This is a genomic window from Arthrobacter sp. B3I4 (genome assembly GCF_030816855.1).
Taxonomy (GTDB): domain Bacteria; phylum Actinomycetota; class Actinomycetes; order Actinomycetales; family Micrococcaceae; genus Arthrobacter.
Genome location: NZ_JAUSYK010000001.1, coordinates 2,363,336 through 2,375,055, shown reverse-complemented (window position 1 = coordinate 2,375,055; position 11,720 = coordinate 2,363,336). Strand labels below are relative to the sequence as shown.

The 11,720-nt window shown below is 66.4% G+C and carries 10 protein-coding genes and 2 riboswitches; of the genes, 8 read left to right on the top strand and 2 right to left on the bottom strand.

Features of this window, described 5'->3' with window-relative positions; translation table 11 throughout:
* Positions 1 to 69: 69 nt before the first annotated feature.
* A riboswitch (glycine riboswitch) is annotated at positions 70 to 167 on the bottom strand.
* A gap of 253 nt (positions 168 to 420) precedes the next feature.
* A riboswitch (glycine riboswitch) is annotated at positions 421 to 520 on the top strand.
* Positions 521 to 666: 146 nt separating this feature from the next.
* The 7 genes from gcvP to QFZ61_RS11345 all read left to right on the top strand — a co-directional run bounded on the left by gcvP (position 667) and on the right by QFZ61_RS11345 (position 9,560).
* Positions 667 to 3,519 (top strand): aminomethyl-transferring glycine dehydrogenase, encoded by a 2,853-nt coding sequence (gene gcvP, locus QFZ61_RS11375; protein WP_307036083.1) that lies wholly within the window; start codon positions 667 to 669, stop codon positions 3,517 to 3,519.
* Positions 3,520 to 3,531: 12 nt separating this feature from the next.
* On the top strand, positions 3,532 to 4,644 hold the full coding sequence (gcvT, locus tag QFZ61_RS11370; RefSeq protein ID WP_307036081.1) for a glycine cleavage system aminomethyltransferase GcvT: 1,113 nt from the start codon (positions 3,532 to 3,534) through the stop codon (positions 4,642 to 4,644).
* Between the two features lie 152 nt (positions 4,645 to 4,796).
* Positions 4,797 to 5,180, top strand: a complete 384-nt coding sequence (gcvH, locus tag QFZ61_RS11365) for a glycine cleavage system protein GcvH (RefSeq protein ID WP_307036080.1) — start codon at positions 4,797 to 4,799, stop codon at positions 5,178 to 5,180.
* Entirely contained in the window at positions 5,177 to 6,490 is a 1,314-nt protein-coding gene (glyA, locus tag QFZ61_RS11360) for a serine hydroxymethyltransferase (protein WP_307036077.1), read from the top strand. Before gcvH ends, glyA begins: the two co-directional genes overlap by 4 nt.
* A gap of 87 nt (positions 6,491 to 6,577) precedes the next feature.
* On the top strand, positions 6,578 to 7,990 hold the full coding sequence (locus QFZ61_RS11355; RefSeq protein WP_307036076.1) for an L-serine ammonia-lyase: 1,413 nt from the start codon (positions 6,578 to 6,580) through the stop codon (positions 7,988 to 7,990).
* Positions 7,991 to 8,003: 13 nt separating this feature from the next.
* Entirely contained in the window at positions 8,004 to 9,008 is a 1,005-nt protein-coding gene (lipA, locus tag QFZ61_RS11350; RefSeq protein ID WP_307036074.1) for a lipoyl synthase, read from the top strand.
* Between the two features lie 45 nt (positions 9,009 to 9,053).
* Positions 9,054 to 9,560 carry a DinB family protein gene (locus tag QFZ61_RS11345; protein ID WP_307036072.1) on the top strand — a complete coding sequence of 169 codons (507 nt, stop codon included), beginning with the start codon at positions 9,054 to 9,056 and terminating at the stop codon, positions 9,558 to 9,560.
* Between the two features lie 21 nt (positions 9,561 to 9,581).
* Here the strand turns inward: QFZ61_RS11345 and QFZ61_RS11340 are convergent, their stop codons facing one another.
* The gene (locus tag QFZ61_RS11340; RefSeq protein WP_307036069.1) at positions 9,582 to 10,331 is read right to left on the bottom strand and encodes a lipoate--protein ligase family protein; all 750 of its coding nucleotides are present in this window, start codon (positions 10,329 to 10,331) and stop codon (positions 9,582 to 9,584) included.
* 16 nt (positions 10,332 to 10,347) lie between these two features.
* On the opposite strand from QFZ61_RS11340, the gene QFZ61_RS11335 reads away from it, so the two are divergent.
* On the top strand, positions 10,348 to 10,731 hold the full coding sequence (locus tag QFZ61_RS11335; RefSeq protein WP_307036068.1) for a DUF2177 family protein: 384 nt from the start codon (positions 10,348 to 10,350) through the stop codon (positions 10,729 to 10,731).
* Between the two features lie 51 nt (positions 10,732 to 10,782).
* Here the strand turns inward: QFZ61_RS11335 and QFZ61_RS11330 are convergent, their stop codons facing one another.
* A complete protein-coding gene (locus QFZ61_RS11330; RefSeq protein WP_307036066.1) occupies positions 10,783 to 11,586 on the bottom strand; it encodes a thioesterase family protein in 804 nt (267 codons plus the stop codon).
* Positions 11,587 to 11,720 lie beyond the last annotated feature (134 nt).

Sequence of the window (11,720 nt, the reverse complement as noted above, 5' to 3'; positions counted from 1 at the left end):
GGCAGGACCTGCTTGCACCTTCGGTGAGCCGGCGCGCCAGGTGACGCGCTTGCTGCTTTCCAGAGTTGCCTAACCGCGGCGGTACGTGGGCCTGAGAGATTCCTGGGGAGGATTTGCTCCTACGGCGCCTGCTGAATGTACCGGCAGGACTCTCCCGCCGCAGATCATAAGCACTTAAACTTTCTTGTGACGCGGAAGACGCCGTGGCTTGGAGGTCAACTCCGCTCAACCACGCATCAGGGCCCGCACGGCCACCGGGCGTCAACCCCCAAGGGAGCGCCCGGCTGCTTCAGTGTGGGATAGCTCACGCGAAAATGTCAAGCGCCCGAGTTTGTGTCGTCACCTTGGGCGGCCGCCTTGCCCGCCGCCGAAAGGTTGTGTAACGTGTGAGCCGAATCACCCATATTTTGATATGCCTTTCGAGCTGTGGCGGGAGAGTTCTCCCGGCTGACACCGGGCAGGCGCCGTAGGAGCAAATCCTCCCCAGGAATCTCTCAGGCACCCGTACCGTCATGGCGAGGCGACTCTGGAAAGCAGTCCGGCCATTCCGGACTCACCGACGGTGCAAGCGGACGTCAGTCTGCGGAATCTCTCAGGTCCAATACAGAGCGGGGAGGAACCCGGTCCCCTCCGGCGCTTTGCGTCGGCCAAACCTTGGAGTTCCCCGTGACGGTCCAATCGCTCTCATCCAATTTTGCCGATCGCCATATCGGCGCCCGCCGCCAGGCTGACGTGGATACCATGTTGAAAGCTGTCGGCTACGACAGCGTGGACGGCTTGGTGGACGTCGCCGTCCCCGATTCCATCCGCCAGGCCAAGCCGCTTGCGCTCAAGGACGCCCTGAGCGAGGTTGAAGTGTTGGCTGAGCTGCGCAGGCTCGCCGCGAAGAACAAGACTGCCGTGCAGATGATCGGCCAGGGGTACTACGACACTGTCACTCCCGCCGTGATCCGCCGCAACATCCTTGAAGCACCGGCCTGGTACACCGCTTACACCCCGTACCAGCCCGAGATTTCGCAGGGCCGGCTCGAGGCTTTGCTGAACTTCCAGACCATGGTCCAGGACCTCGTCGGCCTGCCCATCGCGAACGCCTCGCTGCTGGATGAAGCCACCGCCGTCGCCGAGGCCGTGCTGATGATGCGCCGCGCCAACAAGAACAAGTCCGCGCACGACGGCAAGACCGTCCTGGACGCCGGCTGCCTGCCGCAGACCATCGCGATCGTGAAGGGCCGCGCGGAGGCCCTCGGCTTCGAGGTCGAGGTCGCTGACCTCTCCAAGGGACTGCCCGAGGGTGAGATCAACGGCATCGTCCTGCAGCAGCCCGGCGTGTCCGGCCGCGTCTTCGACCACGCCGAGGTCATCTCCGCCGCCAAGGAGCGCGGCGCGCTGGTTACGGTCGCCGCGGACCTGCTCGCACTGACCCTGATCACCCCTCCCGGTGAGCAGGGCGCCGACATCGCCGTCGGCTCCACCCAGCGGTTCGGTGTGCCGCTGTTCTTCGGCGGCCCGCACGCCGCATACATGGCCGTCGCTAAGGGCCTGGAGCGGTCCATGCCCGGCCGCCTCGTCGGGGTGTCCAAGGACGACGCCGGCCTCCCGGCCTACCGTTTGGCGCTGCAGACCCGTGAGCAGCACATCCGCCGCGAAAAGGCGACCTCCAACATCTGCACTGCGCAGGCGCTGCTGGCCATCGTCTCCTCGTTCTACGCGGTCTACCACGGTCCGGAGGGGCTGAAGGCGATCGCCGAGCGCGTCCACAACCACGCCCGCACCCTGGCCACCACGCTGAAGGCCGGCGGCCGCGAACTGGCCACCGAAACCTTCTTCGACACCCTCACGGTCTCCGTGCCGGGCAAGGCCGACAAGGTCATCGCCGCCGCCGAAGCACGCGGCATCAACCTGCGCCACATCGACGCGGACACCGTGGGTGTCTCCGTTGATGAAACCACGACGGCGGACGTGCTGGCGGGCGTCGTTGTCGCCTTCGGCGCCGGTCCCGTGGTCGAAGCGAAGGGCTTCGACCTGCCCGCAGAGGTGCTTCGCGTCTCCGAGTTCATGCAGCACCCGGTGTTCAACACGCACCGTTCCGAGACCCAGCTGCTGCGCTACATCCGCAAGCTGTCCGACCGGGACCTCGCACTGGACCGCACCATGATCCCGCTGGGTTCCTGCACCATGAAGCTGAACGCCACCGCCGAGATGGAAGCCATTTCCTGGCCGGAGTTCGCCTCGATCCACCCGTTCGCCCCGGAGTCCCAGACGGTGGGCTGGCGCGAACTCATCAGCGGCCTCGAAAACGATCTGGCGGAGATCACCGGCTACGATCAGGTCTCCCTGCAGCCGAACGCCGGCTCGCAGGGTGAGCTCGCGGGCCTGCTCGCGATCCGCGGCTACCACCGCTCCAACGGGGACGCCCAGCGGAACGTCTGCCTGATCCCGGCCTCGGCGCACGGCACGAACGCCGCCTCCGCCGTCCTCGCCGGCATGAAGGTCGTTGTTGTCGCCACCGCGGCGGACGGCACGATTGATCACACTGATCTGTACGCGAAGATCGAGGCCAACAGGGACGCCCTCTCGGCAATCATGATCACCTACCCCTCCACGCACGGGGTGTATGACGCGGACGTGACGGAGATCTGCGAGGCCGTCCACGCAGCCGGCGGCCAGGTCTACGTCGACGGGGCGAACCTTAACGCTCTGGTCGGGTTGGCGCAGCCGGGCAAGTTCGGCGGCGACGTCTCGCACCTGAACCTGCACAAGACCTTCTGCATCCCGCACGGCGGCGGCGGACCCGGTGTTGGCCCGGTCGCGGCCAAGGCCCACCTGGCACCGTTCATGCCCGGGGACGCCAACAAGGCGGCCCACGAAGCGGGCCACGGCGTGGCGATCTCGGCGTCGAACTTCGGTTCGGCCGGTGTCCTCCCGATCTCCTTCGCGTACGTGAAGCTCATGGGCGGTGAGGGCCTGAAGGAAGCCACCAAGTCCGCGCTGCTCGCGGCGAACTATGTTGCGGCGCGGCTGAACGAATACTTCCCGGTCCTCTACACCGGCGCGGGCGGCCTCGTGGCGCACGAGTGCATCCTGGACCTCCGCGAACTGACCGCGAAGACCGGCGTGACCGCGGAGGACGTGGCCAAGCGGTTGATTGACTACGGTTTCCACGCCCCCACCCTGGCGTTCCCGGTCGCGGGAACCCTGATGGTGGAGCCTACGGAATCGGAGGACCTGGCCGAGATCGACCGGTTCATCGACGCGATGATCACTATCCGCAAGGAGATCGACCAGGTCGCCAATGGCGACTTCACGGTGGAGAACTCCCCGCTGCGCAACGCCCCCCACACCGCGTCCGCCGTCGTCAACACGGACTGGACCCGCGAATACAGCCGTGAGCAGGCCGTTTTCCCTGTCCACCACCTCAAGCAGGACAAGTACTTCCCGCCCGTCGGCCGCATCGACGGTGCCGGCGGAGACCGCAACCTGATCTGCTCCTGCCCGCCGCTCTCCGAATTCGAAAACTAAGGGATTCCGACCATGACTGAGAACTACACGGCTCTCTACGAAGAGCACAAGAGACTCGGCGCCTCCTTCACCGATTTTGGTGGCTGGCAGATGCCGCTGAAGTACAGCTCCGAACTCGCCGAGCACCACGCGGTCCGCAAGGCAGCAGGCCTGTTCGACCTCTCCCACATGGGCGAAGTCTGGGTCACCGGCCCCGCAGCCGGCGCGTTCCTGGACTACGCCCTGGCCGGCAAGCTCTCCGCGATCGCGGACGGCAAGGCCAAGTACTCGCTGATCTGCAACGCCGACGGCGGCATCATCGATGACCTCATCGTCTACCGTTTCGGCGACGAGAAGTACCTCGTGGTCCCCAACGCCGGCAACGCACCCGCCGTCGCGGCCGCCCTGGCGGAACGCGCAGCGAACTTCGACGTGAAGGTGGAGGACGCCTCGGCGGCAACCTCGCTGATCGCCGTCCAGGGTCCCAAGGCAGAGGCGATCCTGCTCAAGCTGACCGATGAGGCCCAGCACGCGCTGATCCCCGACCTGAAGTACTACGCGTTCAACGAGCTGAGCATCGCCGGCCACGACGTCATTCTGGCCCGCACCGGCTACACCGGTGAGGACGGCTTCGAACTGTTCATTCCGAACGCCGACGCTGCGGACCTGTGGGCAAAGGTCGCCGAGGCAGGAGAAGAGTTCGGCATCATTCCGTGCGGCCTCGCCTCCCGTGACTCGCTGCGCCTCGAAGCCGGCATGCCGCTCTACGGCAACGAACTCTCCCTGGAGCGATCACCGTTCGATGCCGGGCTGGGGCCCGTCGTGGCGCTCAAGTCCAAGGAAGGCGACTTCGTGGGCCGCTCAGCCCTCGAGGCCGCCAAGGAAGCTGGCTCCAAGCGCAAGCTCGTTGGTCTGAAGGGCCTCGGCCGCCGGGCCGGCCGTGGCGGCTACCCGGTCCTCAAGGACGGCAACGTGGTAGGCGAAGTCACCTCCGGCCAGCCCTCACCCACCCTGGGCTACCCGGTTGCACTGGCCTACGTCGACGTCGAGCACGCCGAGCCGGGCACCGCCCTGGACATCGACCTGCGCGGCAAGGCTGAGCCCTTCGAAGTCGTCGCACTGCCGTTCTACAAGCGCCAAAAGTAGTCCCTCCTGGGGCTGGGTCCGGAACCGGCAACCCCACACCCCTGAACGCTCTCTCACTTAATGGGCGCTCTGACTGAACGCTCTCTCACTTGATGTGGTGTTTGGGCGAACGCTCACTCACTCTTTGAACTCCAAACTTAAGGAATCACAACATGGCCAAGGTTGCCGCTGAACTGAAGTACTCCGCTGAGCACGAGTGGATCTCCACCGACGGCGAAGGCCCGTCCACCATTGGTGTGTCCGCTGTTGCCGCCGAGGCGTTGGGTGACATCGTCTACGTGGATCTGCCCGAGGTTGGCACCACCGTTACTGCGGGCGAAACCTGTGGCGAGATCGAGTCCACCAAGTCCGTCTCGGACCTTTACTCCCCGGTGACGGGCGAGGTCACGGAAGTCAATGACGGCGTCGTCAGCGATCCAGCCGTAATAAACAGTGATCCGTACGGTGCGGGCTGGTTGTTCAAGGTCACCGTGACCGAAGAGGGGCCGCTGTTGTCCGCTGAGGAGTACGCGTCCACGAATGGCGGGGAACTGTGAGCGGCGCGGCGGCGGGGACGGTCGCTTTTGAGCAGGTAGTTTCCCCGAGCCTGAACGCCGACCTGAGCAGGCTGGACCCGGACATCGCCGTCAAGATCGACGACGAACTTACCCGCCAGCGTGACGGCCTGGAAATGATCGCCTCGGAGAACCACACCGCCCGCGCTGTCATGCAGGCGCAGGGTTCGGTGCTGACGAACAAGTACGCCGAAGGTTACCCGGGCAAGCGCTATTACGGCGGCTGTGAGCACGTTGACGTGATCGAACAGCTCGCGATCGACCGGGTCAAGGCCCTGTTCGGCGCCGGGTACGCCAACGTCCAGCCGCACTCCGGCGCGCAGGCGAACGCTTCCGTGATGCACGCCCTGATCCGTCCGGGTGACACCATCATGGGCCTGAACCTGGCGCACGGCGGGCACCTCACCCACGGCATGAAGATCAACTTCTCCGGCCGGCTGTACAACGTCATTCCGTACCAGGTCCGCGAGGATGACCACCGGATCGACATGGCCGAGGTGGAGCGCCTGGCCCAGGAGCACAAGCCACAGCTGATCGTCGCCGGCTGGTCCGCCTACGCCCGGCAGCTGGACTTCGCTGAGTTCCGCCGCATCGCCGACTCGGTGGGCGCCTACCTGATGGTCGACATGGCGCACTTCGCCGGTCTCGTCGCGGCGGGGCTGCACCCCTCGCCGGTGCCGCACGCGCACGTGACCACCTCGACGACGCACAAGACCCTAGCCGGTCCCCGTGGCGGCATCATCTTGAGCAACGACGCCGACATCGCCAAGAAGATCAACTCGGCCGTATTCCCTGGCCAGCAGGGCGGCCCGCTCGAGCATGTCATCGCCGGCAAAGCCGTGGCCTTCAAAATCGCCGCCTCGGACGAGTTCAAGGAACGCCAGGAGCGTGTCCTCGCGGGCGCCCGGATCCTCGCCGAGCGGCTGGTCCAGCCGGACGTCACCGCCAAGGGGATCAACGTAATCTCCGGCGGCACCGACGTGCACCTGGTCCTGGTGGACCTGCGCAACTGTGAACTCAACGGCCAGGAAGCCGAAGACCGGCTCGCGGCCATCGACATCACGGTCAACCGCAACGCTGTTCCCTTCGACCCGCGGCCGCCGATGGTTACCTCGGGGCTGCGGATTGGCACCCCTGCGCTGGCCACCCGCGGTTTCGGCGAAGCCGCGTTCGCCGAGGTCGCGGACATCATCGCCGAGGCGCTGATCGCCGACGCGGGCGCGGACCTGTCCGGGCTGCGCGCCCGGGTCCAGGCCCTCGCCGCCGCCCACCCGCTCTACCCGGGGCTGTAGCCCGTCCCGTGGTTGAGCCCGTCGTGGCATTGGGGGCGACGGGCTCAACTACGGACCTTTGAAGCATTACGAAATGAGGAACCGACAATGGCTGTTGGCGTCTTTGATCTCTTCTCGATAGGAATAGGTCCATCCAGTTCGCATACCGTGGGTCCGATGCGGGCTGCCGCCGTGTTTGCCGAGGAGCTCAAGGCCTCCGGTGACTTGGACGGCGTTGCCTCGCTGCGGGTTGATCTGTACGGGTCGCTCGCCGCGACCGGGCACGGGCACGGAACCATGACGGCGATCCTGCTCGGTTTGGAGGGTTTCCACCCGGAAAAGATCCTGCCGGCCGAAGTGGAGGACCGGCTCGCCGCGATCGCCGAGACCGGAACTCTCCAGCTGGCCGGATCCGTCGCCTTGCCGTACGGGGTGAAGGACATGGTACTGCGGCCGCTGACCGTCCTGCCGCGGCACACCAACGGCATGACCTTCACCGTCGCCGACGCCGACGGCACCGTCCTGCACAGCGCCACGTTCTTCTCCGTCGGTGGCGGTTTCATCGTCCGGGAGGGCGAGGAGGACAGCGCGCTGCAGGAACTCGCCGAGTCCAAGAAGGAACTCCCGCTGCCGTTCCGCACCGCCGCGGAACTGCTGGAGCACTGCCAGGCCAAGGGCCTCTCCATCGGCGACGTGATGCTGGTCAACGAACGCGCGGCCCGGACTGACGAGGAGATCCGCGAGGGGCTGCTGCACATCTACTCGGTCATGGCCGATTGCGTTGAGACCTCACTTAAGCGCGAGGGACTGCTCCCCGGCGGCCTCAAGGTCCGACGTCGGGCGCCGGACTGGCACGAGCGCCTGCTGAAGGAAACCCGCGGCCAGGACCCCGACTACCGGGACCCCAAGTACTGGCAGGAGTGGGTCAACCTCATCGCGCTGGCCGTGAACGAGGAGAATGCCTCTGGCGGCCGCGTTGTCACCGCGCCCACCAACGGCGCCGCCGGGATCATTCCCGCGGTGCTCTACTACGCGCTGCACTTCGCTCCCGGCATGGACAAGGCCACCCAGGACGACCGCGACGACACGATCGTCAAGTTCCTGCTGGCGGCCGGCGCCGTCGGCGTGCTTTACAAGGAACAGGCCTCGATTTCCGGAGCCGAGGTCGGCTGCCAGGGGGAGGTCGGGTCGGCGTCGTCAATGGCCGCCGCAGGCCTGGCCGAAGTGATGGGCGGAACCCCGCAGCAGGTCGAGAACGCCGCCGAAATCGCGATGGAACACAACTTGGGTCTCACCTGCGACCCGATCGGCGGCCTGGTCCAGGTCCCCTGCATCGAGCGCAATGCCATCGCCGCCGCCAAAGCCATCAACGCCGCCAAAATGGCCCTCTGGGGCGACGGCACCCACCGGGTATCGCTCGACGAAGTTATTGTCACCATGCGCGAGACCGGCAAGGACATGTCCTCCAAATACAAGGAAACCGCGATGGGCGGCCTCGCCGTCAACGTCGTCGAATGCTAAGGAAAGAGTCCTGATGACACTGGCACCAGAAGGCCGGAAGATGCTGCGGATCGAGCAGCGCAACGCGGCCGTCCCGGTGGAACGCAAACCTGAGTGGATTAAGGCCAAGGTCCAGATGGGCCCGGAATTCGTCCAGCTCAAGAACCTGGTCAAGAAGGAAGGCCTCCACACCGTGTGTGAAGAGGCCGGCTGCCCCAACATCTTCGAATGCTGGGAAGACAAGGAAGCGACCTTCCTGATCGGCGGCTCCGAGTGCACCCGGCGCTGCGACTTCTGCCAGATTGACACCGGCAAGCCCTCCCCGGTGGACATGTTCGAACCCACCAAGGTGGCGCGCTCGGTGCAGTCCATGCAGCTGCGTTACGCCACGGTCACCGGCGTCGCCCGCGACGACCTCGCCGATGAGGGTGTCTGGCTCTACGCCGAAACGGTCCGCAAGATCCACGAACTGAACCCGGGCACCGGCGTCGAACTCCTGATCCCGGACTTCTCCGGCAAACCCGAACACATCGCCGCGATCTGCGACTCCAAACCCGAGGTATTCGCCCACAACGTCGAGACAGTGCCACGGATCTTCAAGCGGATCCGCCCGGCGTTCCGCTACGAGCGGTCCCTGGACGTCATCACGCAGGGCCGCAACCTGGGCATGGTCACCAAGTCCAACCTGATCCTCGGCATGGGCGAAACCCGTGAGGAGATCTCCGAGGCGCTGCGCGACCTGCACGAGGCCGGCTGTGACCTCATCACCATCACCCAGTACCTGCGGCCCTCCGAGCGGCACCTCCCGGTGGACCGCTGGGTCAAGCCGCAGGAATTCGTTGACCTGCAGCAGGAAGCGGACGAGATCGGTTTCCTCGGCGTCATGTCCGGACCGCTAGTCCGTTCTTCCTACCGCGCGGGCCGGCTGTGGGCTACCGCGATGCGCAAGAAAGGCTGGGAAATCCCGGCCGAGCTGGCGCACATCGAAAGCTCCGGAAGCACCCGGCAGGAAGCCAGCTCGCTACTCGCGGCACGCTGACACCCTCCGTGGACCCATGGGGCGGTCCGGCTAGGCTGTGGCGCTATGAGCACATTTCCCAGCATGGACCCGGCCCTGTTTTCGGCAGAATTGCGGGCGCAGTTCGAGGCGTTCCTCGACGAGCACCGGGCTGCCCTGCACGACTGCCTTGAGGGACTGAGCGAGCAGGAGGCCCGGGCTTCGCTGGTCCCCTCGCAGACCACGCTGCTCGGGCTGGTCAAACACGCCACGTTCGTGGAGCAGGTCTGGTTTGACGAAGCCATCACGGGCCGGAGCCGGCAGGAGATCGGCATTCCGGCAACCCCGGATGAGTCCTTTATCCTGGACGGCCGGGACACCACCGCAAGCGTCCGGTCTGCGTACCGGAAGGCCTGTACGGAGTCACGCGGTCGGACTGCGCCGTTGGGACTTGCGGACCTGGTCACCGGAAACCGCCGCGGTCCGCTGCCGCTGAGGTGGGTCTACCTGCATATGCTGCGGGAACTCGCCCAGCATTGCGGGCACGCCGACATTCTGCGCGAGCAAGTCCTCGCGGCACGCACCGCCGGCTGAAGCGCGCCGGCTGAACCGCGGTTAGGCCTGGAGGCTGCCGAAGTCGCCGGCGCTGAGAGTGGCGTAGCGGCCGTAGGCGCCCAGCACAGCGGCTTCGACTGCGTCCACGTCCAGGTGCGGGACGAGGTCGTCAGCCGCGCCCGCCGTCGCCGGGTCCCAGTCCAGTCCCAGCGCCTCGTAGCTCGCCTCGAGCACGGCCCGGATCGGCCCGGAGTTCTCCACGATGATCACGGAGCTGAACAGCCAGCCGCCGGATACCACCCGCTGGGCAGTGCCGACCAGCTTGAGCCGCTGCGACGGGTCTTCCGGATTGGTGCCGTGCACGCTGAACTCCCCCGGGCAGTACTCACCGGGGATCTCGCCGACGGCGGCCTCCACCCCGGCATCGCGGAGCGCCTGCGCCAAAAGCTCACCAAAGAAGGAAAAGCGGCCCTTGGCACCCGCGATCGCGTCCGCGTCCGGTTCCAGGTGGTCGATCACGAGGGTGCCTCCGTGGTAGGCGGCCGCCCGGCCGCCGGCTTTGCGGACCAACGGTTCGAAGCCCAGCTCACGGCAGGCCTGCGCCGCGGCGTCAAACCCGGGCAGGTGGGTGTCGCGCTGGCCGAAGGCCACGGTCGGAGCGGGCCGGTAGAGCCGGAGCAGAGGCGCGGCGGCACCGGTCTTTACCCGCCGCAGCAGTTCCAGGGCAAAGTCCAGATCCTCCGCGGCACCGAGCGAGTGCTCCTGCCGGAACACCGTCAGGGTCCGCGGTCCGGCCGGCGCCTGCTGCATGTTGTTATGCTCCCTTATGGTCTTTCTGGAATTCCTCGTGGTGGCCGCCGCGTTCGCCGCCATCGACGCCGTCTGGCTCAAGTCGATGAGCAAGTTCTACCGCCGGCACCTCGGCCACCTGATGGCGGACAAGCCCCATCTAGGGTACGCCGTCGTGTTCTACGTGCTGTACATCGCGGGAATTGTCTTCTTTGCCCTCAAGCCCGCGCTCGACGGCGGCAGCTGGCTGACCGCGCTGGGTTACGGCGCCGCGCTGGGCGGGTTCGCGTACGCGACTTACGACCTCACCAATGCCGCGACGCTGAGGAACTGGCCGCTCACGATCGTGGTGGCCGACATTCTGTGGGGCGCCTTCCTGACCGGGCTGGCGACGGTCGTCGGCTGGTTGGTGTTCCACTAGAACACTCCGGGGAAGCCCGGCGCTGGTCTCCGGAAGCCCAGCGGCCGCCCGTCAGCTCTTGCGCAGCGTCAGGATCTGTTCGGCCCGACCGAACGGGCCCTGCAGGTCGTGCAGCACCGTGGAGGTCAGCCCGATGCCGTCGGTGCCGAAGGAGACCTCGTTGTCCAGGCCCAGCCATTCCCCTTCCGGGCGCCGGTACATGTGGATCTGCAGGTCCAGGTTGGGGAAGGCGTAGCTGTCCTTGCCCGGCGGCACGCGTGCGGCGATTCCGTTGGCGGTGTCCACCAGGCCGATGAGCCGGGCCAGGTCGCTGCTGTCGGCCCGGTCGGTGAGCGGGTGGTCGGTGTGCAGCCAGACGGTGCCGGAGCCGGCCCGGTGGCCCTCGGCAATCCGCATCTCAAGTGAGGCGATGTAGCCGCCCGGCCATACCGTGGCGGCGTCGTACGGCTTGCAATCCTCCGGCGCGGGTATCCGGGGGTCTTCGATCGCCGCTACGGCGGTGGTGTCGGAGGTGATCATCCGCCACGCGGTGGCACGGATGGCGACCCGGCCGCCGGCCACGAGTTCGGCCTGGAGCAGTTCGATGGTCCGGCCGGGGCGCAGCGTGGTGGTGGTGACTTCGAACTCGCCGCCGGGGATTAGGCCCAGGATCTCGTAACTGATCCGCGCCATCCGCATGTCCTCCCGGGGCTCGTGCCGAGCCAGGCAGTCGGCCATGATGCCGGAGGCCGGAGCCATGTGCTGTTCATGCTCGTTCCAGGCGCCCTGGGCGTGGATGGTGGAGCGGAACCGCCCGTCCCCCAGAGCCTGGTAATAGAAATCGCCTTCGGCCAGCACCGGTAGTTCAGCAGTCAACGTCGACCCTTTCGCAACAGCAATTAGACAATCGCATTCACCCTATCGCCTCTGCGGCACGGCTTTTCACGGCGTCGGCATTCCCGCCCCGGCCACCGCACTGGGTAGACTCGGATGCAGGTTTATCCCGACTA

Excerpts from the sequence above, each read along its gene's own strand:
- QFZ61_RS11340 (WP_307036069.1), bottom strand. The coding sequence starts at position 10,331 with ATGCAGCAGGCGCCGGCCGGACCGCGGACCCTGACGGTGTTCCGGCAG.
- QFZ61_RS11335 (WP_307036068.1), top strand. The coding sequence starts at position 10,348 with ATGGTCTTTCTGGAATTCCTCGTGGTGGCCGCCGCGTTCGCCGCCATC.
- QFZ61_RS11345 (WP_307036072.1), top strand. The coding sequence starts at position 9,054 with ATGAGCACATTTCCCAGCATGGACCCGGCCCTGTTTTCGGCAGAATTG.
- lipA (WP_307036074.1), top strand. The coding sequence starts at position 8,004 with ATGACACTGGCACCAGAAGGCCGGAAGATGCTGCGGATCGAGCAGCGC.
- QFZ61_RS11355 (WP_307036076.1), top strand. The coding sequence starts at position 6,578 with ATGGCTGTTGGCGTCTTTGATCTCTTCTCGATAGGAATAGGTCCATCC.
- gcvT (WP_307036081.1), top strand. The coding sequence starts at position 3,532 with ATGACTGAGAACTACACGGCTCTCTACGAAGAGCACAAGAGACTCGGC.
- gcvH (WP_307036080.1), top strand. The coding sequence starts at position 4,797 with ATGGCCAAGGTTGCCGCTGAACTGAAGTACTCCGCTGAGCACGAGTGG.